We start from the raw sequence: 24,658 nt of genomic DNA, 5'->3' as shown, positions 1-24,658 counted from the left end.
TAGCGCCCGGTTGCTTGCCTATTGCGAAGTGCCGAACAGGCTTGTCCAGTAAATCCCCGCATCACTCTTGGGGTCCATCGCATAGGCGGCGCCGAGTTCACGAAATTGCGGGTTCATCAGGTTGGCGCAATGCCCTGGGCTGGCGAGCCAACCGTCCACTACCTTGCGCGGGGTGTCCAGGCCGGCAGCGATGTTTTCACCGATATTCCTTGCGATGTACCCGGCCAGTTCGGCACGGTCGCCGGGGGTGCGGCCGTCGTGGTCCAGGTGGTCGAAGAAATTGCCGTTGGCCATGTTGCGCGTGTGGCTGTTGGCGGCGCCGGCCAGGTCATCGTTCCAGGACAACGGCGTGGTGGCGCTGAACGCCTGGGTACCGCACTGGCGCGGCTGTGAACGGGCGGCGTTGATCAGGTTGAGCAGTTGCTTGCCTTCGGTCTGCCAATCCCCCAGTCCGCTGGACAACAGCGGGCGGGCGAGCACGATGCGCCAGTCCTGGCCACTGTTGCTCACGCCGATATCGACAAATTGCGGGTCCAGCACCACGCGGCAGAAGCTTTCACGCACCGCCTTCATGGCCGCCTGGGCATCCTTGGGGCCGGACAGGCTGATGGCCTGCACGTTGACCATCGGGTACGCCGCCCGCGCGAGCGCCTGTTGCAAATCGCCCACATTGGACGCCGGCAGCACCAGTCGCGTATCGCTGGTCAACGGTGGCAGTTCCTGGGAACCCTGGTCGCCGCAACGTTGCACCTGGCTGCGGTAATCGTTGATCTGTTGCACCAGCAGACTTTCTTCATTCGCCATCGCGCTGGCGCAGAACACCATACTGGCGGCCAGCGTCGTAAGACCCATCATCAATGACAGAACGCGCATGGACGTTACCTTTGAACTTGAAAGTGCCCATGATGCGCGATGTAACCCGGTCTGGCGCAACGCCTTTTTTGTTTTTTTGCCTCAACGGGCGTGTTTGCGCGCCGCCCATGGCCCCCGGCAAACGTGCTCGTGCACTCAATAATCCAATGACAACAGGTACAATCGCCGCTGCCTTGACGCGAACACCCAGGAATTTGCATGTTCAGCCTTACCCGCTACACCACGCCGTGCCCCGAGCCCATCAATGCCCAGATCCTGCAGATGGTGGTGGATAACCTCACCGACATCAGCAGCGTCGCGCTGCCGCCGAGCAATCTGCTCTACAACATCTATCAATACGCGATCGGCTTTGAGGTGCACTTGTACCTGGAGGCGCTGGGTGGGTCGAAGGGGATTGCGGTCGAGCTGATAGTGGCGACCTCGGCCCAGGACGCCGAAAAAGTCGCAGGCTTTGTCCTGTGCCTGCCGGTGAAGGACGACCCCGAAGCCTGCGGCATCGCCTTCATGGCGGTGCAGGCCGGTTTCAGGCGCCAGGGCGTGGCGCGCGGGATGATGCGCGAGGTGCTGGCGCGTTATCCCCATGCTGAGTTGGCGTGTTCGGTGGAAAAAGTCCCGGCGTTCGAAGCCATGGGCTTTCAGGTCCGTGGCGCGCGGGGCACCCAGGTGCTGATGAATACGCGGGACTACGCCACCGATGGCCTGATGGGCGTGTTGGATGTGGCGCCTATCTTCAGCTCATTGGAAGTGCGGCAGATTCATACGTACCTGCTGCAAAAGCACGGCAAGCGCGCGATGGTGGATGCGGAGAAACAGCGTGATCGGCATCTGGACCAATTGGCGCGCAAGGCTGCGTCGTTCGTTAAGTCCGTCCGCGATTGACCATGGCCAGGATGGTCGCCAACAACTCCTGCTGCGCCTCTTCGCGGCTGATCTCGCCACTCGCCGCGGCCTGAGACAAGGCGTCCGCCGCGCCCAGCATCGCCCGTAACCCAGCCTGGGAAATGCTGCCGCCCGGTGCAAAGGGCGCCAGGGCGTCGCGGCACTTGGCGAGGAAGATCGCCTCGTATTCGCGCTTGAGCGCTTCCAGTTCCGGCGAACTGCTCAACGCCGCCATCACGCCGGGAATCTCCCGCCCCTGCAGCAGCACGCAGTCCACATAGGACGTGGCGATCACCTCTGCGCGATCTGCCAGGGTGGCGCGGCTGGCCTCGATGGCCTCGGTGAATACCTGATCCTGGCGCGCATCGAAATCTTCGTAGAGCGCGGCCAGCAACCCTGCACGGGTAACGAAATGGTCGTACACCACCGGCTTGGTCACGCCGGCCCGTTCCGCCAGGCGGCCCAGGGTCAGGGCTTCGGTGCCTTCCTCGCGCACCAGTTGCCAGGCGACATCGAGCAATTGACGCAAGCGATCTTCACGGCTAAGGCGACGGCGTGGAGCAGGGGACTCATGACTTGACATGCTTATATACCAAAAGTAACTTAGTTGACGTAACTTACTAATAGTAGCTTAAGCCGAAAGGGAGCCCAAGTCATGCACGCACTCATCGTTGTCGCTCATCACGATCCTCAATCGCTCACCCATGCCGTCGCGGCGCAGGTGGCCGCCGGCCTCAGCAGCAGCGGCCACACCGTTGAAATTGCCGACCTTGCAGCCGAAGGCTTCGACCCGCGCTACACGTGCGCCGACCACCTCGTGCACCGTACCCGCGCCATGCCGCCGGCCGATGTCCTCGCCGAACAGGCGCGCATCGACCGCGCCGACGCGCTGGTGCTGGTGTTTCCGATCTACTGGTGGTCGCTGCCGGGGCTGCTCAAGGGCTGGATCGACCGGGTCTTCGTCAATGGCTGGGCTATCGATTACGGCCCGGATACGCCGGTGGTGAAAAAGCTGCGGCATTTGCCAGTGCATCTGCTGGGGCTGGGGGCCGCCGATGACAGCGCGTTCGAGCGGCATGGCTATGCCAAGGCGATGCGCACGCAGATCGACTACGGGATTTTTGATTACTGTGGCGCCCAGGTGCTGACGTCCGAGTTGTTGCTCGAGTCGGAAAGCGGCAATGCACAGGCCCATCTGCGCAGGGCGAATGCGGTGGGGCAGGGGCTGTTCCAGGCCGAGACGCTCGTCGGTTGATTCAACCTTCGCGAAACAGGTCGTGGGCATCCAGCAGGCGGTAGGCGATTTCCGGGCGTTTCTCCATGCCTCGACGAATCGCTGCCGGGATCGATTGCCGGGTCTTGCGGCACAGGCCCGGCAGGTCGTCGATGACGATCTGGATGCCGCGCATGCTCTTGACCTCGGTATGCCCCGGCGCGATGTGCACGCGAATGCCCAGTAGCTCGTACATGCGTTGCTGCATGCGTTCAAGGTCCTGCAGGCTCTGCAGGTTTTCGAGACGTTCGATCAGGCGTTTTTCTTCCTGGCGCGTCAGGTTGAGGATGCGCAGGTCGGCGCCGGGGGTTTCCAACAGGTGTTCGCGCTCGCACACACAGGCGCCGGGTGGGCAGGGTTGGCGAATGGTCATCGGCGCTCCCGGCAAGGTTTCAATGTAGGAGCGAGCTTGCTCGCGAAGAACGCCAGGGCACCGCATATATCCAGGGTGCCCACGTCATCGTTGACGATCTTCGCGAGCAAGCTCGCTTGTATGTTTAGACTTGAAGGGGTGGGTGGGACTAAAAGCCCGATTCTGACTCTAACCAGTACAGACCGTGGGAGACTTCGTCCCACCCCTTCTACCCAAAAGCGCCAATAAGGAATTCATCGGCAAGGCCGACGATAGAGACAAGTCAGCGCAACGGTAGACCCCAACAAGCTCTTAAACCCTAGCTCCGAGGATTCGTCATGACAATCCTTACTTCGCAAACGGTCGTGGGTGTTGATGTGGCCAAGGCTGAGGTGCTCGTCTATCGTGCCGATCTGCAAACCACACAAGCCATCCCCAATAATCGAGCAGCACTCAAACGCTGGCTCAAGACGCTGCCCGCCCAAAGTGGCATTGCCGTCGAGGCCACCAATATTTACCACTTGGACACGGTTGAGTTGGCCCATGAGTTGGGTCATCAGGTCTACGTCGTGGACGGTTATCGCTTGAGTCATTACCGTCGCGGTGTCGGCCAACGAGCTAAAAATGATCCGTGCGATGCTCGTCTTCTAGCTCGATATCTGGCGCATGAACAGGGTGGGTTACGCGCTTGGAGCCCGCCACCCAAGGCTTACAAGGCCCTGCAAAGTCTGCTTCATCGACGGGCAGCACTGATCAAGGCGCGCGTCAGTCTGGCTCAGAGCTGGGCCGATGAGCCGCGCCTGGAAGAAGAGCTGAAATGTCTGATGGAGACGTTTAAGCACTCGGATCTGGCCATTCAAAAAAAGCTGCGCGACCTGAGCAAAGAGGCTGGAGCCGCCGAAAATATCGAGCGTTGCAAGGCCATTGAAGGCGTCGGAGTACTGACGGCAACCGGATTTGCGACGGCTTTTTTGCGTGGCGAGTTTAAGGATAGCAATGCCTTCATCGCTTTTTTGGGCATGGACTTGAGGGTCGATGACTCGGGAAAAAAGACGGGGAGTCGCAGGCTGACCAAGAAAGGGGATCCGGAAATACGGCGTCTGGCCCACAACTCGGCTATGGCCGCCTGTCGTTCAGCGACCTGGAAACCATTTTATGAAGGGTACCTGGCCAGAGGATTCAAGAAGACTCAGGCCCTGGTAATCCTTGCCCGAAAACTCGCACGGGTGGCGTTCGCCCTGATGAAAAACCAGAGCGAATACCAACCGAATCGGCCGTTGCAGGGTTGTCCTGCAACATAGAATCTCCCACAGTTGCTGTGGTTGTCAGTTGTTCAGTTGCACACCCAGGCTGCCCAGGGCCTTCCAGTACTCAGGATAGGTCTTGGCCACGCAGTCCGGGTCCTGGATGCGGATGCCCGCGACTTTCAGCCCCGCCAGGGCAAAGCACATGGCGATGCGGTGGTCGGCGTGGGTGTCGATCAGGGCATTGCACGAGGTGCCGGCCAGCGCAGGGTCGGCCGCGACCAGCAGATCGTCGCCTTCAATGGTCGCCAGGCCCGGGCGGATTTGATTCAGTCCGTCATGCAGCGCCTGCACGCGATCACATTCCTTGACCCGCAGGTTGGCCAGTTCGGTGAAACGCACCGGCGTGTTGTTGAAGGCGGCCAGCACCGCGAGGGTCGGGATGGCGTCCTGCATCTGTGAGCCGACTACCGTGGCCTGCATGTTCGGGAACTGGGCGATCACGGCTTGGGCCTTGGCGTCCGGTTGGGTGAAGTCTTGTGCGGCGACGCCGATGTCGATGCGGCCACCGGTCAGCACTTCAGCGGCCCACAGGTAGGTGGCGGCGGACGCGTCGGGTTCGATCAGGTAATCGTGGGCGGTGTAGCCGGTGGGGGCGACGCGCCAGGTGGTGTCGTCGACGGCTTCGACCTGGGCGCCGAAGGCCCGCATGCAGTCCAGGGTCAGGTCCACATAGCCACGGGCGCCGATGTCCTTGCCGGTCAGCGCCACTTCAATCGGCGCTTCGCCGCATGCCGCCAGCATCAGCAGGGCTGACACGTACTGGCTGGACAGGCCGCCGTCGATCTCGAAGCGCTTGGCCTGGACCTTGCCCACGCCGTGCACGGTCACCGGCGGGCAACCGGTCGGGCTGTCGACCCGGATGCCGTTCTGGCGCAGGGTGTCCAGCAGCGGGCCGATCGGGCGTTTTTGCATGTAGTCATCGCCATCCAGGACCACGGTGCCGTGCACGGTGGCCACGGCGGCGGTGAGAAAGCGCATGGCGGTGCCGGCATTGCCGAGGAACAGCGGTTGGGTCGGCAACTGCAGCTTGCCGTGGCCGGTGACCACGAAGGTGGTGTCGTCCGGCTCGTCGATGGTCACGCCCATCTGGCGCAGGGCCACCGACATGTGGCGGGTGTCATCGCTCTTCAGGGCGCCGCTCAGGCGGCTGGTGCCCTGGGCCAGGGCGGCCAGCAGCAGGGCACGGTTGGTAATGGATTTGGAGCCGGGGGGCGCGACCTTGCCATTGAGGGGGAAATTGGGCGGTGTAACGGTCACGGTTTTCTGCGAACTCAAGGTACAAGGCTCCTGATTCAAGGCAAGGTGGTGCGGAGTGGCCGACGGGGCGGACCCGAATAATCGGCCAAAGCGGCGGTGCTTGTCGAGGCTTAGCGCAAGGCCAGCCAGTAATCATGCAGGGCCCGCGCCGCCGGCTCGATTTCGCCCGCGCGCTGCTGATGCGCCGGCACATCCAGGTCGGCCGGCAGCTCGAAGTTGTCCTGCTCGGCGCACCAGGAGATTTTCTCCAGCAACGCGGCCTGCGCCGCCGGCAGTGGCGGCCAATCGCCGATTGCTGCACCGCGGATATAGCCAAAGCACCATTCTTCGGCGAGGGTCACGTTCTGGCCCTGATGTTCGGTTTCATCGAAGCGTGCCTTGAAACCCTGGGCGTCGGTCGCCAGTTGGCTTGCCAGGGTGTTGAGGTGGCGCACGCACAGATCCAGGAACTGCTTGGCCTCTTCAGCACTTTCCCACGCCGGGTTCTGCCCGCCCCAGATCGCCGGGAACCACTGCGCGATATCCACCCGAGCCGGGCTGGACACCAGGGCGGTGAAGTAGCCGTCGAGCTCGGCCAGGTTCAGCACCGAATGGTCGTCGCCGTACTTGAGCAGGGTCTCTTCGATATATTCGAAATCGGCGGGGGCGAGGGGTTGGGCGTGCATGGGCATATCCTTCAAACGTCGAGCGCCGCGGACGGGGCGGCTTAAAGCGCGAAGGATGGCGTGTGCGCGGGGTTTTATCCAGCGTTTTCCCAGCGCTGGCACAGCTTGCTCACGCATATTGAACCGACGACGGCGAGGATGATTGGCACCAGGAAGTCATGCTCGATACGGGTAAATTCCGCCACCAGCACAATCGCGGTCAGCGGCATGCTCATGCTGGCGGCGAGAAAGGCCGCCGCGCCGATGATCGCAAAGGCCCCCAGCGGCACCCCGGGCCACACCAGGCTCCAGGCGCCGCCAAGGATGATCGCTAACAGCGCGCCGTTGGCCAGGCCGGGTGTCAGCAGGCCCCCCTCGGCGCCGGCGCGCAGGCTGCTGGTAGTGATCAGCACCTTGACCAGCAGCAACAGCGCGGCCAGGCCGATCGTCAGCTCGTTGTCAAAGCCCAGTTGCGCCGGGCCTTTGCCATTGCCGAGGATCTGCGGCAGCCACATGGCTAGGCCGCCGATGAGGGTGAAGTTGATCAGTGCCAGTACCGGCAGGCGCCAACCGCGTGCGGCGTGCGCCCGCGCCGTGCCGGTCAGGCGGGTGAAGCCGTATGCGGCCACGCCGAACAACGGCCCGCAGACCCCGGCCCAGATTATCAGTGCCGGGCTCAGCACAAAGTGTGGCACGACGTATTGCGACTCGGCCCCCAGCCCGATCCAGGCCACGGCCGCGCCGATCGCCGAGGTGGCCAACGCAATCACCGCCGCCGGCCAACTGAACGCGCCCACCAGCACTTCCAGCACAAACACCGCGCCGCCCAGTGGCACGTTGTACACCGCGGCCAGGCCCGCGCCGGCACTGCAGGCGACCATCAGCCGATGCATCTGCGGCGTCAATCGCGCACGCTGCGACAACCAACTGCCGGCCAGCGCGCCGACTTCACGGGGCGCCACTTCGCGTCCGAGCGGTGAGCCCAGGGCCACGGTGATGATTTGCAGCAGCGCATGGATGAGGGTGGTTTTGGGCGGCATGATCGGCATTTCAGGAGACACCGCCTGTTTGATGCCCACCAACGGGCGGCCATAGCGATACACCGCCCACCAGCCGCATCCGGCGACCAACCCGCACACCATCAACACGGATAAACGCCGTTCGGGCGACGCCGCCGTCACGCCCCGCAGAAAGGTTTCGTGGCCGACCAGGCTGTCCAGGCTGTAGCCGTAAGCCAAATGCTGGATGCCATGCAGCAACAACGCCAGGAGCATCCCGCCCACGCCTGCGCCAATACCGGTGAAGACGACCACCAGGGCGAGAGTCAGGGATGAGCGAAACGTGGTGGGCATAGGCGGCTCCAGTCGAGGGTTCTGATGTATAGCCGATAAATCGGCACGCTTGGATGAAATGTATCGGCAGCATCAACCGCGCCGCCATACCCTTTCATAACCGTGACCAGTCCCGCTTTTGGCCGACGCGCCGTTGTGCACCCTTGTTATAGTTCTGCCCTTATCACTCGCCAGTCAGGGATCACTGCCATGTCCGAATATCAAGCTTTCGTCGTCGAACTCACCGGCAACGTTGCCCATGTGCAGATCAACCGCCCGGAAAAGATCAACGCGATGAACGCGGCGTTCTGGACCGAGATCATCGACATCTTCCAATGGATCGAAGACACCGACGCCGTGCGCGCCGTGGTACTCAGCGGCGCCGGCAAGCATTTTTCCTCCGGCATCGACTTGATGATGTTGGCCTCGGTGGCCAATGAGTTCGGCAAGGACGTGGGCCGCAACGCGCGCCTGCTGCGGCGCAAGATCCTGGAACTGCAAGCCTCGTTCAACGCCGTGGACGCCTGCCGCAAGCCGGTACTGGCGGCGATCCAGGGCTATTGCATCGGCGGCGCCATCGACCTGATCAGCGCCTGCGACATGCGTTACGCCGCTGAAGGCGCGCAGTTCTCGATCAAGGAAATCGACATCGGCATGGCCGCCGATGTCGGCACCCTGCAACGCCTGCCCCGCATCATCGGTGACGGCATGCTGCGTGAACTGGCCTACACCGGCCGCCAGTTCGGCGCTGAGGAGGCGCGCAGCATCGGCCTGGTCAATCGCGTGTATCCCGATCAGGACAGCCTGTTGGCCGGCGTGCTGGAAATCGCCCACGAAATCGCCGCCAAATCGCCGATTGCCGTGACCGGCACCAAGGCCATGATCAGCTACATGCGTGACCATACGGTCAATGACGGTCTGGAATACGTTGCCACCTGGAACTCCGCTATGTTGCAATCCAACGACCTGCGCGTGGCCATCGCGGCCCACATGAGCAAGCAGAAACCCGAATTCGTGGATTGACCGACATGACCCCAGGCTGGATTACCACCACACTGCTGGACAACGATACCCCCGGCGGCTGGGCCGTTGCCCGCAGCCGTGACGGCTTTTTACATGATGCCAATGGCCCGCTGTTCCCCCGGGAATGGCTCAAGCGCCAGGACCTTTCAGTGTTCGCCGAACACGGCATCGGCCACCTCGACGGCGAGCCGGTGTACTTGCTGGAGCTCGATGCGGTCGGTGAAGTGCCCGGCTGCGCCTGGCAGGGCCTGCGTGGCTTCATGCTGCAAGGCGATCACCGGCTGTACAAAGTCCTGGGCTATGCCGCGCAGATCGGCACTTGGGCGCGGGAGCATCGGTTTTGTGGCAGTTGCGGCCTGGCCATGGTCCAGGTGCCAAGGGAGCGGGCGATGTATTGCCAGGCCTGCGACCTGCGCAGCTACCCACGGATTTCGCCGAGCATGATCGTGCTGGTGACCCGCGGCGACGAGATCCTGCTGGCACGTTCGCCACGTTTTGTGACAGGTGTCTACAGCACCCTGGCGGGGTTCGCCGAGCCGGGGGAGTCGGCCGAAGACTGCCTGATCCGCGAAGTGCATGAAGAAGTGCAGGTGGACGTGAAGAACATCCAGTACGTGGGCAGCCAGTGCTGGCCGTTTCCCCACTCGATGATGTTGGGCTTCCACGCCGAATACGCCGGCGGCGATATCGTGCCCCAGGCCGACGAAATCGAGGACGCCCAGTGGTTCAACATCCACGACCTGCCACCGTTGCCGGCATCACGCTCGATTGCGCGTTACCTGATCGACCTCTACGTGGCCCGTCGCTTAGGCCACGCTGAACCAGTGCTGCCAGGCTAGGCGCACCGTCAGGCCGAGCACCACGGTGATAAACACCGGGCGAATGAACTTGGCGCCGCCGCTGATCGCGCTGCGCGCGCCAAAGAACGCGCCGCCCATCACCGAAATCCCCATGGCCAGGCCGACGATCCAATCCACCGAACCGTTGAAGATAAACACTGACAGCGCCGCCGCGTTGCTGACGAAGTTCATGCTGCGCGCCACGCCGCTGGCTTTGACCAGGTCGATGGGGTGCAGCAGCATCGTGCTGACGGTCCAGAACGCGCCGGTGCCAGGGCCGGCCACGCCGTCGTAGAAGCCCAGGCCGAAGCCTTGGGTGGCCTGCCATTTCTTCTTGATCGGTGCGTCGGCATCCAACGGTGCCTTGGGTGTGCCGCCGAATAACAGATACACGCCACAACCGAAGACGATCACCGGCAACATCTTGTTCAGGGTTTCGGCGGGCAGGTAGTGGGCGACCACGGCACCGCTGAGGGCGCCGACCAGCGTGCCGACGATGGCGTGCATCCACTGGCGTGGGTGGAACAGCTTGCGGCGATAGAAAGTGAAACTCGCGGTGGCCGAACCGAAGGTGGAACTGAGCTTGTTGGTGCCCAGCACCAGGTGCGGAGGCATTCCGGCGGTGAGCAGCGCCGGGGTGGTCAGCAGGCCACCACCGCCGGCGATGGCGTCGATGAATCCGGCGATAAAGGCCACGACGGCGAGAATGGCGAGGGTGGTCAGGTCGACGCTGAGTTCAAAGGGCATTGGGAGGGCTTATGGTTGGCAGGGCGCTATGCGAGAGTCCGCCATCTTACCTGCCGATGTACACAGAGCCAAATGTGGGAGGGGCCTGCTCCCACATTATGGTTTTGACTCTGTCCGCTTGGCTATTTGTGGGTTCCCAGCCATTCCAGCGCCGTGCGCCAGACGCAGATGCCGAGGAAGTATGCCGACATCAGCGACCACAGGCCGAACGTCCACGGGTTAGTGTTGGGGTAATCCACCACCATCAGAAAGCTGCACAGTAACCAAAGGGTCGTCACCGCGATATTGATCGGCATGAACCGCTTGACCCGGAACGGGTGCAGGAACTTCATCGGCGTCACGGTCAGTAGCGCCAGGCCGATGACGGTCAGCAAGGTGATCCAGGCGTCGGGCTGGATGATGTATACGCACAAGGCCACCACGTTCCAGGCGGCGGGGAAGCCGACGAAGTAGTTGTCCTTGCTCTTCATGTTCACGTTGCAGAAGCAGAACAGCGATGACACCAGGATCACCGACACCGCGAACAGGTGGGTGAAGTCCGGTAGGTCGATGTAGCGGTAGATAAACAACGCGGGAATGAATACGTAGGTGAGGTAGTCGATCACCAGGTCCAGTACCGAGCCATCGAAGCTGGGCAGTACCGTGCTGACATTGACCCGTCGCGCCAGTGAGCCGTCTACGCCATCGACCACCAGTGCCAGACCCAGCCAGAGCAGGCAGGCCTTGGGCGAGTTTTCCAGCAGCGCCAGGGTGGCCAGGAAGGCCAGCACCACGCCGGTTGCGGTGAAGCCGTGGGCGCCCCAGGCTTTGATTCTGGCGACATGCAGGGTCGATATCACGGGCGGTTCTCCAAAAGGTGAAACGGGGCAGCCGACAACGTAACGCTGTCGAGTCTGGCCGGGGAATGCAGGTATCGACCGGGAAGGGGGGGATAAGGTTCACCGCCCCGGTGCATTGCTTAGCGTAGCAAGCGTAGGACGTTTCAGCATCAGCCCTGGCGGAACACCAAAGCTTTCAAGCCGCTTTGCGGGTCGATATCCGCAAATTCCGGTGGGTTTTGCAGCCGCTCGATAAAGCGCAGGCCCGGTGCTTCGCGGGTGACACCGTCGATCAGGAAGTCCTCGCCGAACGCCGGGTCGTTCATGCACGCCAGCACGCTGCCTTGTGGCGTGAGCAAATCCGGCAGGCGACGCAGCACACGCTGGTAGTCCTTGGTCAGCAGGAAGCTGCCTTTCTGGAAGGATGGCGGGTCGATGATCACCAGGTCGTAAGGCCCGCTGTGAGTGACCTTGGCCCAGGATTTGAACAAGTCATGCCCCAGGAACGTGACTTTGCTCAGGTCATGCCCATTCAGGCGATGGTTGTCGCGGCCACGGCTGAGGGCGCCACGGGCCATGTCCAGGTTCACCACATGGTCGGCGCCGCCTTCGATGGCGGCCACGGAAAACCCGCAGGTGTAGGCAAACAGGTTGAGCACCCGTAGGCCCTTGGCCTGCTCGCGCACCCAGTTGCGGCCGTAGCGCATGTCGAGGAACAAGCCGCTGTTCTGTTTTTTACCCAGGTCGATCAGGTAACGCAGGCCGCCTTCGGTGATGGTCAGTTCATCGAGGGGCTCACCCACCAGCCATTCTGTGGTGCTTTGCGGCAGATAGCGGTGTTGCAGCGCCACGGTGCGCACGCCGTACTGCGCCCAGTCAATCTGCAGCAGTAGCTGTTTCAAGGCCTCCAACTGCGCCGTCTCTTTGAACAGCGCGACCAGCACTACGCCTTGCAGCCAGTCCACGGTCAACTGCTCCAGACCCGGCCAGCAACGCCCACGGCCGTGGAACAGGCGCCGGGTTTCGTCTGGCGCACTGGCCAGGGCCGTGAGCAGGTGAGCGTGCAGGGTGGCGAGTGCTTCTGGGGTCATCGTTGAGCGTCGGTCATTGAGCGGGCGACATTTTAAACACAATTGCCGTCAGTGGGGGGTATCCCAATGCTTGGTGGATATACCCAAACCCTCGGCACTACGCCTTTAAGCGACCAGGTATTAAGCGTTACACGTCAGGAAAAGCTCCAGATGCCTGGGTAGTTCCAATGCGCAAAGACGCTCTATGGCGCTGATTTGCTCTAGGGTAAGCCGGTAGTCGTAGAGGCAATCATCGTCTTTTGCCCAACCCTTGACTCAACTGGGCATATTGTTCGGAGGTATCAGCAACGCAACCAAGCCGACAGCCGTGTAACCAGCTAACGCTAAAGAGCCTCCAGGGCGGGCAGCGAGGGCTGAAGCACTACCTGCACTTTAAACGCATTTGCGTAGTTTTTACCCAGATGAGCATAACGTGCTGGAAAAAAACAAATTCGCAGTGATTCATGCTCAAAATTCCGCAATCTGCGCCCGATAACAGGCAAAAAATCCTCCGGTACCGACATAAACTGGAAAAAAGGCCCGGAGGTGCGCATGAACGGTTTCGCCAGTGCAGTCAGTCACACAGCCAACGATCAGACAGAGCAGGACGAGTGGCGCGATGCCCTGGCGTCGTTAGTGGCCAACGCCGGGCCCGAGCGGGCGCGGCAGATTCTCGACCTGTTGGCCCGCGAGGGCAGTGCCCCGCACATCGACTGGAAGCCGCGCCACGGTACGCCCTATGTCAACAGCATCGGTGTCACCCAGCAGCCGGCGTTCCCCGGCGATCTGGCCACCGAGGAACGTCTGGCCTCGTTGGTGCGTTGGAACGCACTGGCCATGGTGGTGCGGGCGAATCAAGCGTATGGCGAACTCGGCGGTCATATCGCCAGTTACGCCAGTGCGGCGGATTTGTTCGAGGTGGGTTTCAATCACTTTTTTCGCGCGCGCCACGAGGGCTTTGGTGGCGACTTGGTGTTCTACCAACCGCATTCGGCCCCCGGTATTTACGCACGGGCTTTCCTGGAGGGCCGTCTGAGCGAGAACGACCTAGCCCATTATCGTCAGGAGATCGGTGGGCCCAACGCCGGCGCACGCGGGCTGTCCAGCTACCCCCACCCATGGTTGATGCCGGACTTCTGGCAATTCCCCACCGGCTCCATGGGCATCGGTCCCATCAGTTCGATTTTCCAGGCGCGCTTCATGCGCTATCTGCAGCATCGCGGCTTGCAGGACACCACCGACCGTCACGTCTGGGGCGTGTTCGGTGACGGCGAAATGGACGAGCCGGAAAGCATGTCCGCCCTGACCCTGGCGGCCCGCGAAGGTTTGGACAACCTGACCTGGGTGGTCAACTGCAACCTGCAGCGTCTCGACGGCCCCGTGCGCGGCAATGGGCGGATCATCGACGAACTGGAAGCCTTGTTCGGCGGCGCCGGATGGCATGTGATCAAGCTGGTCTGGGGCTCGGACTGGGACGCGTTGCTGGCCAAGGATACCGACGGTGCGCTGGTCAACACCCTGTCGAACACCGTCGATGGTCAGTTCCAGACCTTTGCCGCCAAGGATGGCGCCTATAACCGCGAGCATTTCTTTGGCCAAAACCCGTCCCTGGCCCGGTTGGTAGAGGGCATGAGCGACGAGCAGATCGACCGCCTCAAGCGCGGCGGCCACGACATGGTCAAGATCCACGCCGCCTACCACGCCGCGCGCCGGGTCAAGGGCAAACCCACGGTGATCCTGGCCCAGACCAAAAAAGGCTTCGGCATGGGCGAAGCCGGGCAGGGCAAGATGACCACGCACCAGCAGAAGAAACTCGATCGCGAAGCATTGATTGCCTTCCGCAATCGCTTCCAATTGCCGCTGAGCGATGAACAGACCGAATCGTTGAGTTTCTTCAAGCCTGCGGATGACAGCCTTGAGTTACGTTATCTGCATCAGCGACGCCAGGCCCTCGGTGGCTATGTGCCCAGCCGTAGCCAGGTTGCGGCGCCTGTGAGCGTGCCACCGGTGACGGGTTATGCCGGTTTTGCGACGGCGGCGGCGGGCAAGGAGATGTCCACCACCATGGCCTTCGTGCGCATGCTCACCCACCTGCTCAAAGACCAGGCCCTCGGCCCGCGCATCGTGCCCATCGTGGCGGACGAGGCGCGCACCTTCGGCATGGCCAATCTGTTCAAGCAAGTCGGCATCTATTCCAGCGTCGGCCAGCGCTACGAGCCGGAAGACATCGGCTCGATCCTCAGTTACCGCGAAGCCACCGATGGGCAGATCCTTGAAGAAGGCATCAGCGAAGCCAGCGCGATCAGTTCCTGGGTCGCGGCGGCCACCAGCTATTCGGTGCATGGCCTGCGCATGTTGCCGTTCTACATCTATTACTCGATGTTCGGTTTCCAGCGCGTGGGCGACCTGATCTGGGCCGCTGCCGACCAGCGTGCCCGTGGTTTCCTGCTGGGCGCCACCGCCGGGCGCACCACCCTGGGCGGCGAAGGCTTGCAGCATCAGGACGGCAGTAGCCACCTCTGCGCTGCCACGGTGCCCAATTGCCGCGCCTACGACCCGGCGTTTGCCGGCGAATTCGCGGTGATCCTCGACCATGGCATGCGCCAGATGCTCGAGCAGGAGGTGGACGCGTTCTACTACGTGACCCTGATGAACGAAAACTACCCGCAGCCGAGCCTGCCCGAGGGGGTGGAAGCGGCGATCATCAAAGGTATGTACCGCTTGCAGGGCGCGCCTGACGCCCAGGTGCGCCTGCTCGGTTCGGGCACGCTGGTGCGCGAAGCCCAGGCGGCTGCGCAGCTATTGGCCGATGATTGGCAGGTGGCGAGTGAGGTCTACAGCGTGACCAGCTTCAGTGAACTGGCACGTGAGGCTCGGGAGGTGGAACGCTGGAATCGTCTGCATCCGCAGGCGACCCAGCGCGTCAGTCATGTGAATGATTGCTTGCCCAAAGGCGCGCCAGTGGTGGCGGTGTCCGACTATGTGCGGGCGGTGCCGCAGATGATTGCGTCGTACCTGGATTCGCCCTACACCGTGCTCGGCACCGACGGTTTCGGACGCAGTGATACCCGGGCGGCGTTGCGGGATTTTTTTGAGGTGGATCGCCATCATCTTGTGTTGGCGGCGCTGACGGCATTGGTGGAGCAGGGCAGTCTGGCGCGCCAGGTGTGCCAGCAGGCGATTGAGCGGTATGGCTTGCAGGCGGAGCGCGAAGCGTCCTGGGTCTAAATGGGGTGTGTTTTAGAGGGTGGCGATCAGGGCTGGCCCGAAGGACTCTTTCAAGAACCTGGGGGCGATATAGCGCTGGTAATGTGCCTCTGAGAGCAGGAAAAACTCGCGGTCAATCCCATCGCGCAAATCCGCCAGGCTGTGCTCGCGAAACTCCGGCAGCAACACCAGGCCATACGCATCCAGTTTGGTAATCACCCGCGCACCCCGGGCAATCAACTGATAGGCCCAGCAGTACGGCGACTGGTGCGGCATAAAGCGAATCTTGCGGCTTTCCAGTTGCTGGCGCAGACGCTGTGGGTCGAACACATCCAGCTTGCTGGTCATCACCTGCACCAGCAACTGTTCGAGGCGCAGCCACACCGCCTGCTTTTCCTCGGCGTTGTAACCATTCCACTGGATGACTTCATGGTGATAACGCTTGCACCCGCGGCAGACCAGGTCACCGTAAACGGTGGAGCACAGGCCGACGCAGGGGGTCTTGATGGTTTGATTAGGCATAAAAAACATCGACAGGTAAAACGACACGGCCCCTGGAGGGGCCGTTTTTTTCAATCAGTCCCAGCTCAACGCGCCGCCGGTCTGGTACTCGATCACACGGGTCTCGAAGAAGTTTTTCTCTTTCTTCAAGTCCATGATCTCGCTCATCCACGGGAACGGGTTGGTGGTACCTGGATATTCTTCCTTCAGACCGATCTGCGACAGACGACGGTTAGCGATGAACTTGAGGTAGTCCTCCATCATCGCCGCGTTCATGCCCAGCACGCCGCGCGGCATGGTGTCGCGTGCGTATTCGATCTCCAGTTGCGTGCCCTGCAGAATCATCTGGGTCGCTTCTTCTTTCATCTCGGTGTCCCACAGGTGTGGGTTTTCGATTTTGATCTGGTTGATCACGTCGATACCGAAGTTCAGGTGCATCGACTCGTCGCGCAGGATGTACTGGAACTGTTCGGCCACGCCGGTCATTTTGTTGCGGCGGCCCATGGAGAGGATTTGGGTGAAGCCGCAATAGAAGAAGATGCCTTCAAGGACGCAGTAGTAGGCGACCAGGTTGCGCAGCAGTTCTTTGTCGGTGTCGACGGTGCCGGTTTCGAACTTCGGATCGGAGATCGAACGGGTGTATTTCAGGCCCCAGGCGGCTTTTTTCGCGACCGATGGGATCTCGTGGTACATGTTGAAGATCTCGCCTTCATCCATGGCCAACGATTCGATGCAGTACTGGTAGGCGTGGGTGTGGATCGCTTCTTCGAAAGCCTGGCGCAGGATGTACTGGCGGCATTCCGGGTTGGTGATCAGGCGGTATACGGCCAGCACCAGGTTGTTGGCGACCAGGGAGTCGGCGGTGGAGAAGAAGCCCAGGTTGCGCATGACGATGCGACGTTCGTCGTCGGTCAGGCCTTCGGGGTTTTTCCACAGGGCGATGTCGGCGGTCATGTTGACCTCTTGCGGCATCCAGTGGTTGGCGCAGCCGTCGAGGTATTTCTGCCAGGCCCAGTCGTACTTGAAGGGCACGAGTTGGTTGAGGTCGGCGCGGCAGTTGATCATGCGCTTTTCGTCGACGGCGACGCGGGCGGAGGCGCCTTCGAGTTCGGCGAGGCCTTCGGCGATGTCGAGTTTGTCCAGGGCGGCCTTGGCGCGGATGATCGCGGCGGAGTCACTGGCGGTGACGGCGCGGGCCTCGATGGCGGCAGCGGCGCCGGCACCGTCGAGGCGGTCCATGTTGGCTTCGCTGGCGTGGCCGGCGTTGGCGCCTTTGATCACCGCTGCACCGGTGTCTTCGTTGTCGACTTCATCCCAACTCAGCATTGAAATACTCCTTCCTGGTCTGTTCTGACGGCGTGTGAACCCGTCCAAAAATATGTGATTTGCAGGCTAATAGGCATTGAAATACTGCGCGTAGTGTGGTCGGTAAATACCGATACTGCACACTATGTAGTGGTCTGCTTTGTTTGTGGGCACACTATATGGTGTGTAACAAGAGTGGTCAACGGACAACACCGGATCGAATGTCGCAGCCGCGCCAGGGCCGACCCCGCCTTGCAGACGTATTGAATTGGACGCCGAGGTCGCTTCGGGATAGTTGATCCGCGTGCCTAAGCTAATTCTAAAAAGATATTTATTGGTGGTTTTTAAGATCGTTTAGCTTGGACGCTTCTAACGAATTCTGTTCAAGGAGCGAGCCACCGATGTCTCATTTGCAGTCCATCACCACCTTGCCATTACTGGACCTTTCGCAGCTCGACGGCGGCCCGCAGCAGCGCCAACGGTTTCTCGACGAACTGCGTCTGGCGGCGCGGCATGTCGGGTTTTTCTACTTGATCGGCCATGGCATCGACCCTGCCTTGCTGACCGAAGTGCAACAGCAGGCGCGGGCATTCTTTGCCTTGCCCGAGGCTGACAAGCTGGCGGTGGGCATGATCAATTCTCCCCATTTCCGTGGCTATAACCGCGCGGCGTCGGAGATCACCCGTGGCCAGCCGGACCTGCGCGAACAGTTCGATGTCGGCGCCGAGCGCGAGCCCTTGGACGTGGCTCGATACCCGGCGGCCTGGGCCCGCCTGCAAGGCCCCAACCAATGGCCGACGGCCTTGCCCCAGCTCAAACCATTGGTGCTCGGCTGGCAGCAGGCGATGACGCAAATGGCCCTGCGCCTGTTGCGCGCCTTCGCCCAGGCCCTGTCCCTGCCAGAGAATGCATTCGACGCGCTGTACGGCGACAAGCCCAACGAACACATCAAGCTGATCCGCTACCCCGGTCGCCATGCCCGACAAAGCCGCCAGGGCGTCGGCGCGCACAAGGACTCCGGTTTCCTCAGCTTCCTGCTGCAAGACGAGCAAGCGGGTTTGCAGGTGGAAGTGGAAGAGGGGCGCTGGATCGATGCGTCGCCGCGCCCCGACACCCTGGTGGTGAATATCGGCGAACTGCTGGAACTGGCGAGCAATGGCTACCTGCGCGCCACCGTGCACCGGGTAGTGTCTCCACCGGCCGGCAGTGAGCGCTTGTCCCTGGCGTTTTTCCTCGGCGCGCAATTGGACGCGGTGGTGCCGGTTTACCAATTGGCGCCGGAACTGCTGCGCGATGCCCACGGCCCCACCAGCGATCCGCGCAACCCGTTGCTGCGAGATGTGGGCTGGAACTACCTCAAGGGCCGCCTGCGCTCGCACCCCGATGTCGCCCAGCGCTTCTACGCCGACGCCACACTTCCCCACGCTTTGTCCGCCTGATCAGGAGATCACTATGTTGAAGACTGCACTTACCCTGGCGGCGTTGCTGGCCTCTTTGAGTGTGTCGGCCGCCGATGCCTTGCGCGTGGCCGCCGACCCGATTCCCCACGCACAGATCCTCGAGTATGTACAAAAGCTCGACCCTGGCCTGAACCTGAAAATCATCGAGATCCCCAGCGGTGTGAACTCCAATGAGTTGCTCGCCCATGGCGACGTCGATGCCAATTACTTCCAGCACCTGCCGTACCTCAATTCCCAGGAACAGGCGCTCGGCCAGAAATTCGCGGTCGCCGCCACCGTGCACATCGAGCCGTTGGGCATCTATTCCCATCGCCACGCCAGCCTGGCCCAGGTGCCCGATAAAGGCACCGTGGCCGTGCCGAACAATGTCACCAACCTCAGTCGCGCGCTCTATCTGCTGCAGGCCAACGGCCTGATCACACTCAAGCCCGGTTTCAACGATGCGTCCAAGGACCAGGCCACGCCCAAGGACATCGCCGAAAACCCCAAGCACTTGAAGATCCTCGAGATCGAATCGCCCCAGATTCCCCGGGCGCTGGATGACGTCGACCTGGCGGTGATCAATGGCAACTTCGCGCTGGAAGCCGGACTGCAACCGGCCAGGGATGCGCTTGGGCTGGAAAAGGCCGAAGGCAATCCATACGCGAACATCCTGGTGACCACGCCTAAATTGCTGGACGACCCGCGCGTCAAGCAACTGGCCAAAGACCTGCGCTCGCCAGCGGTGGCCAAGTTCATCACCGAGACGTACGCCGGTTCGGTCATTCCGGTGGCGACCGAATGATCGTGGTCGAGGGGGTCAGCAAAACCTACGCCGACGGCCAGCCCCCGGCGCTGGACAACGTGTCGTTGCAGATCGCCGATGGCTCTATTTTTGGCATCGTCGGGCGCAGCGGCGCGGGCAAAAGCACCTTGCTGCGTTGCCTGAATCTGCTGGAACGGCCGACCACCGGGCGCATCCTGATGGATGGCCAGGACCTGATCCAACTGAGCGACAAACAATTGCGCCAGCAACGCCAGCGTATCGGCATGATTTTCCAGGGGTTCAACTTGCTGCACTCGCGCAACGTGGCGGACAACGTCGCAGTGCCGCTGGAAATCGCCAACGTGCCCAAGGCCGAGCGTGCGGCACGGGTAGCGGAGTTGCTGGCTTTGGTGGGGTTGAGCGACAAGGCCATGGCCTTTCCTTCGCAACTGTCTGGCGGGCAAAAACAGCGCGTCGGCATCGCTCGTGCATTGGCCGCGCGGCCGGCGTACCTGTTGTCGGATGAAGCCACTAGTGCCCTCGACCCGGAAACCACCGCCTCGATCTTGGAACTGTTACGCGATATCAACCGGCAACTGGGCGTGACCATCGTACTCATTACCCACGAGCTGGACGTGGTCAAGGCCATCTGCGACAGCGCCGTGTCCCTTGCCGAAGGGCGCGTGGTGGAAAGTGGCAGCCTGGTGCAGTTGCAGGCCGATCCGTCCTCGCGCCTGGGGCGTTCGTTGGCGCCCAGCCGGCCTGCGGTGAGGGCGGTATGAAAACTGATTGGTATGACATCCTGCAATTGCTGCTCAACGCCACCGGCGAAACCCTGTACATGGTGCTGCTGGCCGGGCTGTTCACGCTGTTGATCGGCTTGCCGTTGGGCGTGCTGTTGTTTATCAGCCGGCGCGGTGGTCTGTTTCCGTTGCCCCGGCTCAACCGGGCGGTGGGCGGCATGATCAACCTGGGGCGGTCTTTGCCGTTCGTGGTGATGTTGATTGCGTTGATCCCACTCACGCGCCTGATCGTCGGTACTACTTTGGGCAGTACCGCAGCGGTGGTGCCGATCACCATCGGCGCGTTTCCCTTCTTTGCGCGTATTGTGGAAACCGCCCTGGATGAAGTGGACAAGGGCCGTATCGAAGCGATCGTGGCGATGGGCGGCGATATCCGCCATGTGATTCTCAAGGTGCTGTTGCCGGAGGCGTTACCAGCCCTGGTGGCCGGCGTGACGTTGACCCTGGTGATGCTGATCGGCTTCTCGTCGATGGCCGGGGTGATCGGCGGCGGCGGGTTGGGCGACCTGGCGATCCGCTATGGCTACCAGCGCTTCAATAACCAGATCATGGTGGTCACGGTGATTGTGCTGGTTCTGTTGGTGCAAGGCGTGCAGAGCCTGGGGGACCGCTGCGTGCGTTCGTTGGCGCACCGTCGATAACGTTTATCGAACGATGGGGCTCGCATTGAGCTTATAAGCGGCAGTGGCGATTTGCCGCTACCCTGATAGACTCCAGGCATTCCCTCAGGATTTCCCCCCCCATCATGTCAGCTGAAGAAGGAAACGGACTTCCGCTCGCTTCACGGCTGTATAAATCTCGTACCCTGGGGCTGACGCTCGGTTTAGTGTGCGTGGTGGTTGGCATGTACCCCCTCGACCCGGCGTGGTGGGTGTGGGCGTTGATGTTGACCAATGCCTTTATCTGGCCGCACCTTGCGTTTCAACTGTCGTTGCGCAGCGCCCAGACCTTGCACAGTGAACGTCGCAACCTGCTGTTCGATTCCTTCTGTGGCGGGTTCTGGGTCGGCGCCATGCATTTCAATCCACTGCCCAGCGTGACCACACTGTCGATGATGACCATGAACAACGTGGCCATCGGCGGCCCTCGGTTCATGCTCGCAGGGTGGGTGGCGCAGGCGCTGGGCGTCGGCGCAGCATTGCTTGTGTTTGCCCCCGCCTTTATTGCGGACACCACCCAGGCCCAGCTCTATGGCTGCCTGCCGATCCTGATGCTGTACCCACTGGCGCTCGGCTGGATCTGCTATCGCCAGGCCGTGACGCTGGCCCGGCGCAAGCGCGAATTGCTGGCCCTGAGCCGTACCGACAGCCTGTCCGGCCTGCTCAACCACGGCGCCTGGAAAGACCACCTGGAGATCGAGTTCCAACGCTGCCGCCGCGAACAACAGGGGGCAGCGATTGCGTTGATCGACATCGACCACTTCAAGACCATCAACGACACCTACGGCCACGTCACCGGCGACATCGTATTGCGCCAGCTCGGCAAAGTGCTGCGTCACAACCTGCGCGCCACCGACCTGGCCGGGCGTTATGGCGGCGACGAATTCTGCGTAATCCTACCGGGCATGCCCCTCAACCGCGCGACCGAAGTCATGGACGCCTTGCGTGACCGCTTCAATGCACTGGCCTACGCCCAGGACCCGACGCTGCGCGCCAGCTTGAGCATAGGCCTGGCACCGTATCAACCCACCCATGGCGACGCCACCAGTTGGCTGAATGACGCCGACTTGGCGTTGTATGAAGCCAAGAGCAGCGGGCGCAACCGCGTCAGCTCGGTGCAGGGGAGTTGGTTGCGATCGGTTTAGCGGGGTAGGGTGCGAGCCGGCTAGTTTTGGTGAGTGGCTTGCTGGGGGAAGTGGGCTTGTTGTGGCGAGCCGGCTTGCCCTGCGTTCAGGGGGCGGTGTACTTACCAAGTTGATGGGTCTTCGAGGCTGGCTTTTTGGAGGTCGTCCTTCCAGACCTCGTTGGCTAGCCGATAGATGTCTGCGAAGAAGCCTCGTGGATCATTAATCTCTGTTTCGTCCCAAGCTATTGTTATGTACTCATCGTAATTACTTTCAAATTCTTTGACGAAGTCAAAGTCTGGAGTGTTCAGCGCGTCTTGAAGCATTGAAATTAATACGAATCTATGTCTGTAAGAAAGATACATAAGTTCTTTGAGAATGAAATTCTTTATGATGATTTCTCGTTCGTCAATATCATTGGGGTCATATTTCCACAGGGCCTCACCTTTGGTTTCTTCAAGGTCATATATTGATAGTGCCACCAATATGTACGAAATCGTTGGCGTGAAGGGCCTGTCACTAAATGGGGATTTCAGCATCGTAAGCTCAGTATGGGGACGCAGTGGAAGGGCGGGTTGTTTTATCTTTATCAAATCTTACTTTCACGTGGTCATGGTTTCTAAATGTTTTGGGTTGTTTTGTTTTTATTGCTGGGCTTGCATCTGGTATTAATATGTGCATTCTTATTGCCGGGTTGCCGAAGGAGCCATGTTCTATATGTGAAAATTTTTTCCCTCGTAGATTTAGCTGAAAAACGCGTTGCCCTAACCTGTATAGCTTCCCGGTGCGGCGCGAACAAACTAGCTCGCGCAGATCGGATTTTCGTAGGTCTCACGAGCTTTGCTGTTTGAATACGCTGACTGATTTAATTTTTGAGTAAATAGTTGTCGAATTTGCCCACTATATGGTTCAACCATAACAGTCCTGATGCCCATTGATTTGGGTAATAGTAGTAGCAATACTGTTCATGCAATAAATTCTCTTGAAGTGCTGATTCGTTTGTGTAGGTGTCAATTAGTTTCAGGATTTATTTTCTGACTGTGAAAATCACATCCCTGGACGAATCTAGAAGAAATGTATCAATGACTTCGTCAGCCGAAGCATGATCTTCTACCCAATCTTGGTTGAAGTAGGCGCCAAAAAACTGCTGAAGTTCAGTTGGTGGTTTATTCATTTTTCTATTGGGTGTCCTGTCAGCAATAGATAGCCATCTGGCATCTTGGATTTTTGCATTAAAATCAGCTTAGCACCAATTGTATTAACTCCTTTGAAGGTGATAGTGTTGTGGAAAGTGATTGGTAGTGATTCATTTAGTTCATTGGTGAAAACAACTAGTAACTCATTGTGTTTGCAGGTTACTTGTTCGGTTTTTCCCCTTGGGATGACCGGGTTTGTTGTTGCTTTTTTTAAGGGTTTATTGGGTTCCCAGAATTTCAAGTCAGAGAAGTGCCTTTCTATGTCGTCCATGTCGTCTTTGCCGAGACTGTCGTCAAAATGGCGGGGTATTATGGTGCGAACCTTTGCTAGGCGCTTTGTGATGGCGTAGTTGTCTATAAAATCAGTGGTTGCTTTTTGATGTTCCTCTAGCGCGCTAGGCTTTTCGGCGTAAAAATTTCCCATTTTGCGTAGAGATATCAATATGAACTCGAACTCTTTAAGTGCATCCAGTGCTTCGTTGCCTGTAAGTACTATTTTTTATTTTTTCTAGTATTACTCTATTTTCGTAAATTTAGGATTTTTTAGTTTCAAGTTTTCTTTTACGGTCAGCTCCATAGTGTTGTATCTAGGGCTTTTTATCCATACCAATCGTGATTCAGATTCGTCCGTCTCAATATAGTCCCGGCCTTTGCTCTTGTTGATTTGATATTTGTCCTGTGCGTTTATAAGACTCAGTGCTTTGCTTTTTGCAGATTTGAGATAAACTCTGTTGTTGTCTTGAGCCAATATCACGCCCTCTTTTTCAATTCCTTTTGAACCGGTTCTGCTTGTGTAGGGCCGTACACTTACGGTGTTTTCTTGGCGAGAAGCTGTTGTGGCGATCAGATAAGCTCGCTCGCCACAGAGGTCGTTTCCGTCGAGTCCACGTCTTTTGTTAATGGGTGCTGCTATATTGTTTCAGGCGGTCCAGCAGTGTTCTCATAAATGCCCGCTGATCAGTCACAGGCTCGCTGAAATAAGTTGCCATTGTTTTAAAGGCTGCATCGAAGTTGTCGTTAGTAGCAAGATAGTGCTCAATCGATTCAATGAAACGCTCTTGCTCTGGCTTTGTATAAGATAGAAATTCTGGTTTGGTTAGCTCGTCAAAAAGCTCAATGAGTTCTTCTTCAATGTTTATATTTTTTGAAGAGATAAGGCTTTCTCTCTCCAGATCATCTGTGTTTTCAATGTCATAAGTGAAGAGTAAGCCGCGAATTGCTGACATGCTTGGAGTTCTTTTCATA

At 59.9% G+C, this 24,658-nt stretch carries 27 protein-coding genes; 11 read left to right on the top strand and 16 right to left on the bottom strand.

Annotated elements, in window-relative coordinates; genetic code table 11:
• Nucleotides 1-18 precede the first annotated feature (18 nt).
• Nucleotides 19-873, bottom strand: a complete 855-nt coding sequence (locus BLR63_RS08865; RefSeq protein ID WP_010567484.1) for a CAP domain-containing protein — start codon at nt 871-873, stop codon at nt 19-21.
• Between the two features lie 198 nt (nt 874-1,071).
• Between BLR63_RS08865 and BLR63_RS08860 the strand changes: the two genes are divergently transcribed.
• Entirely contained in the window at nt 1,072-1,752 is a 681-nt protein-coding gene (locus tag BLR63_RS08860) for a GNAT family N-acetyltransferase (protein WP_010567483.1), read from the top strand.
• On the opposite strand, the gene BLR63_RS08855 is transcribed toward BLR63_RS08860, so the two are convergent.
• Nucleotides 1,733-2,335, bottom strand: coding sequence for a TetR/AcrR family transcriptional regulator (locus BLR63_RS08855; protein WP_042947617.1), 603 nt, complete (start codon nt 2,333-2,335; stop codon nt 1,733-1,735). The two genes, BLR63_RS08860 and BLR63_RS08855, sit on opposite strands and share 20 nt — an antisense overlap.
• A gap of 72 nt (nt 2,336-2,407) precedes the next feature.
• Between BLR63_RS08855 and BLR63_RS08850 the strand changes: the two genes are divergently transcribed.
• Nucleotides 2,408-3,007 (top strand): NAD(P)H-dependent oxidoreductase, encoded by a 600-nt coding sequence (locus tag BLR63_RS08850; RefSeq protein WP_010567481.1) that lies wholly within the window; start codon nt 2,408-2,410, stop codon nt 3,005-3,007.
• A gap of 1 nt (nt 3,008) precedes the next feature.
• On the opposite strand, the gene BLR63_RS08845 is transcribed toward BLR63_RS08850, so the two are convergent.
• A complete protein-coding gene (locus tag BLR63_RS08845) occupies nt 3,009-3,398 on the bottom strand; it encodes a hypothetical protein (protein WP_010567480.1) in 390 nt (129 codons plus the stop codon).
• Between the two features lie 317 nt (nt 3,399-3,715).
• Here BLR63_RS08845 and BLR63_RS08835 point away from each other — a divergent pair, with 317 nt between their 5' ends.
• Nucleotides 3,716-4,678 (top strand): IS110 family transposase, encoded by a 963-nt coding sequence (locus tag BLR63_RS08835; RefSeq protein WP_010568165.1) that lies wholly within the window; start codon nt 3,716-3,718, stop codon nt 4,676-4,678.
• Nucleotides 4,679-4,702: 24 nt separating this feature from the next.
• Here the strand turns inward: BLR63_RS08835 and BLR63_RS08830 are convergent, their stop codons facing one another.
• From BLR63_RS08830 to BLR63_RS08820, 3 genes are all read right to left on the bottom strand, one after another.
• Nucleotides 4,703-5,959 carry a 3-phosphoshikimate 1-carboxyvinyltransferase gene (locus BLR63_RS08830; protein ID WP_010567993.1) on the bottom strand — a complete coding sequence of 419 codons (1,257 nt, stop codon included), beginning with the start codon at nt 5,957-5,959 and terminating at the stop codon, nt 4,703-4,705.
• Nucleotides 5,960-6,051: 92 nt separating this feature from the next.
• The gene (locus tag BLR63_RS08825) at nt 6,052-6,606 is read right to left on the bottom strand and encodes a UPF0149 family protein (protein ID WP_010567994.1); all 555 of its coding nucleotides are present in this window, start codon (nt 6,604-6,606) and stop codon (nt 6,052-6,054) included.
• Nucleotides 6,607-6,680: 74 nt separating this feature from the next.
• Complete coding sequence (locus BLR63_RS08820; RefSeq protein WP_010567995.1) at nt 6,681-7,937, bottom strand: chloride channel protein; 1,257 nt, start codon at nt 7,935-7,937, stop codon at nt 6,681-6,683.
• A gap of 189 nt (nt 7,938-8,126) precedes the next feature.
• On the opposite strand from BLR63_RS08820, the gene BLR63_RS08815 reads away from it, so the two are divergent.
• Nucleotides 8,127-8,939: a crotonase/enoyl-CoA hydratase family protein gene (locus BLR63_RS08815; protein WP_010567996.1), complete on the top strand. Its 813-nt coding sequence runs from the start codon at nt 8,127-8,129 to the stop codon at nt 8,937-8,939.
• A 5-nt stretch (nt 8,940-8,944) separates the two neighbouring features.
• Nucleotides 8,945-9,778 (top strand): NAD(+) diphosphatase, encoded by an 834-nt coding sequence (gene nudC, locus BLR63_RS08810; RefSeq protein ID WP_010567997.1) that lies wholly within the window; start codon nt 8,945-8,947, stop codon nt 9,776-9,778.
• On the opposite strand, the gene BLR63_RS08805 is transcribed toward nudC, so the two are convergent.
• The 3 genes from BLR63_RS08805 to BLR63_RS08795 form a co-directional block, all read right to left on the bottom strand.
• Nucleotides 9,746-10,525, bottom strand: a complete 780-nt coding sequence (locus tag BLR63_RS08805; RefSeq protein WP_010567998.1) for a TSUP family transporter — start codon at nt 10,523-10,525, stop codon at nt 9,746-9,748. The two genes, nudC and BLR63_RS08805, sit on opposite strands and share 33 nt — an antisense overlap.
• A gap of 122 nt (nt 10,526-10,647) precedes the next feature.
• Nucleotides 10,648-11,364 carry a phosphatidylcholine synthase gene (gene pcsA / locus BLR63_RS08800; protein WP_010567999.1) on the bottom strand — a complete coding sequence of 239 codons (717 nt, stop codon included), beginning with the start codon at nt 11,362-11,364 and terminating at the stop codon, nt 10,648-10,650.
• A gap of 149 nt (nt 11,365-11,513) precedes the next feature.
• Nucleotides 11,514-12,434: a class I SAM-dependent methyltransferase gene (locus BLR63_RS08795; protein WP_010568000.1), complete on the bottom strand. Its 921-nt coding sequence runs from the start codon at nt 12,432-12,434 to the stop codon at nt 11,514-11,516.
• Between the two features lie 531 nt (nt 12,435-12,965).
• On the opposite strand from BLR63_RS08795, the gene mdeB reads away from it, so the two are divergent.
• A complete protein-coding gene (gene mdeB, locus BLR63_RS08790; RefSeq protein ID WP_010568001.1) occupies nt 12,966-15,641 on the top strand; it encodes an alpha-ketoglutarate dehydrogenase in 2,676 nt (891 codons plus the stop codon).
• Nucleotides 15,642-15,653: 12 nt separating this feature from the next.
• Here mdeB and BLR63_RS08785 read toward each other — a convergent pair whose 3' ends face one another.
• Together BLR63_RS08785 and BLR63_RS08780 are read right to left on the bottom strand one after the other, a co-directional pair.
• Nucleotides 15,654-16,142, bottom strand: coding sequence for a DUF1289 domain-containing protein (locus BLR63_RS08785; RefSeq protein ID WP_042947904.1), 489 nt, complete (start codon nt 16,140-16,142; stop codon nt 15,654-15,656).
• A 54-nt stretch (nt 16,143-16,196) separates the two neighbouring features.
• The gene (locus BLR63_RS08780) at nt 16,197-17,447 is read right to left on the bottom strand and encodes a ribonucleotide-diphosphate reductase subunit beta (protein WP_083365942.1); all 1,251 of its coding nucleotides are present in this window, start codon (nt 17,445-17,447) and stop codon (nt 16,197-16,199) included.
• Between the two features lie 380 nt (nt 17,448-17,827).
• On the opposite strand from BLR63_RS08780, the gene BLR63_RS08775 reads away from it, so the two are divergent.
• The 5 genes from BLR63_RS08775 to BLR63_RS08755 all read left to right on the top strand — a co-directional run bounded on the left by BLR63_RS08775 (nt 17,828) and on the right by BLR63_RS08755 (nt 22,238).
• A complete protein-coding gene (locus BLR63_RS08775; RefSeq protein ID WP_010568054.1) occupies nt 17,828-18,865 on the top strand; it encodes an isopenicillin N synthase family dioxygenase in 1,038 nt (345 codons plus the stop codon).
• 13 nt (nt 18,866-18,878) lie between these two features.
• Entirely contained in the window at nt 18,879-19,670 is a 792-nt protein-coding gene (locus tag BLR63_RS08770) for a MetQ/NlpA family ABC transporter substrate-binding protein (RefSeq protein WP_010568055.1), read from the top strand.
• Nucleotides 19,667-20,413, top strand: coding sequence for a methionine ABC transporter ATP-binding protein (locus BLR63_RS08765; protein ID WP_010568056.1), 747 nt, complete (start codon nt 19,667-19,669; stop codon nt 20,411-20,413). Before BLR63_RS08770 ends, BLR63_RS08765 begins: the two co-directional genes overlap by 4 nt.
• The gene (locus tag BLR63_RS08760; RefSeq protein ID WP_010568057.1) at nt 20,410-21,075 is read left to right on the top strand and encodes a methionine ABC transporter permease; all 666 of its coding nucleotides are present in this window, start codon (nt 20,410-20,412) and stop codon (nt 21,073-21,075) included. Before BLR63_RS08765 ends, BLR63_RS08760 begins: the two co-directional genes overlap by 4 nt.
• A gap of 104 nt (nt 21,076-21,179) precedes the next feature.
• Nucleotides 21,180-22,238 carry a diguanylate cyclase gene (locus BLR63_RS08755; protein WP_042947942.1) on the top strand — a complete coding sequence of 353 codons (1,059 nt, stop codon included), beginning with the start codon at nt 21,180-21,182 and terminating at the stop codon, nt 22,236-22,238.
• A gap of 101 nt (nt 22,239-22,339) precedes the next feature.
• On the opposite strand, the gene BLR63_RS08750 is transcribed toward BLR63_RS08755, so the two are convergent.
• The 5 genes from BLR63_RS08750 to BLR63_RS08730 form a co-directional block, all read right to left on the bottom strand.
• Entirely contained in the window at nt 22,340-22,756 is a 417-nt protein-coding gene (locus tag BLR63_RS08750) for a hypothetical protein (protein ID WP_010568059.1), read from the bottom strand.
• Nucleotides 22,757-23,244: 488 nt separating this feature from the next.
• Nucleotides 23,245-23,391: a contact-dependent growth inhibition system immunity protein gene (locus BLR63_RS31810; protein WP_231998151.1), complete on the bottom strand. Its 147-nt coding sequence runs from the start codon at nt 23,389-23,391 to the stop codon at nt 23,245-23,247.
• Nucleotides 23,388-23,855 (bottom strand): hypothetical protein, encoded by a 468-nt coding sequence (locus tag BLR63_RS31805; protein ID WP_231998150.1) that lies wholly within the window; start codon nt 23,853-23,855, stop codon nt 23,388-23,390. Before BLR63_RS31805 ends, BLR63_RS31810 begins: the two co-directional genes overlap by 4 nt.
• 72 nt (nt 23,856-23,927) lie before the next feature.
• A complete protein-coding gene (locus BLR63_RS32315) occupies nt 23,928-24,167 on the bottom strand; it encodes a hypothetical protein (RefSeq protein WP_237716558.1) in 240 nt (79 codons plus the stop codon).
• Nucleotides 24,168-24,309: 142 nt separating this feature from the next.
• Nucleotides 24,310-24,657 carry a hypothetical protein gene (locus BLR63_RS08730; RefSeq protein ID WP_042947946.1) on the bottom strand — a complete coding sequence of 116 codons (348 nt, stop codon included), beginning with the start codon at nt 24,655-24,657 and terminating at the stop codon, nt 24,310-24,312.
• Nucleotide 24,658: the final 1 nt, after the last annotated feature.

Origin of the sequence: Pseudomonas extremaustralis, from assembly GCF_900102035.1 — a bacterium.
GTDB classification, from domain to species: Bacteria; Pseudomonadota; Gammaproteobacteria; order Pseudomonadales; family Pseudomonadaceae; genus Aquipseudomonas; species Aquipseudomonas extremaustralis.
The sequence above is the reverse complement of the archived record's forward strand: the minus strand, read 5'-3'. Positions and strand labels throughout refer to the sequence as shown.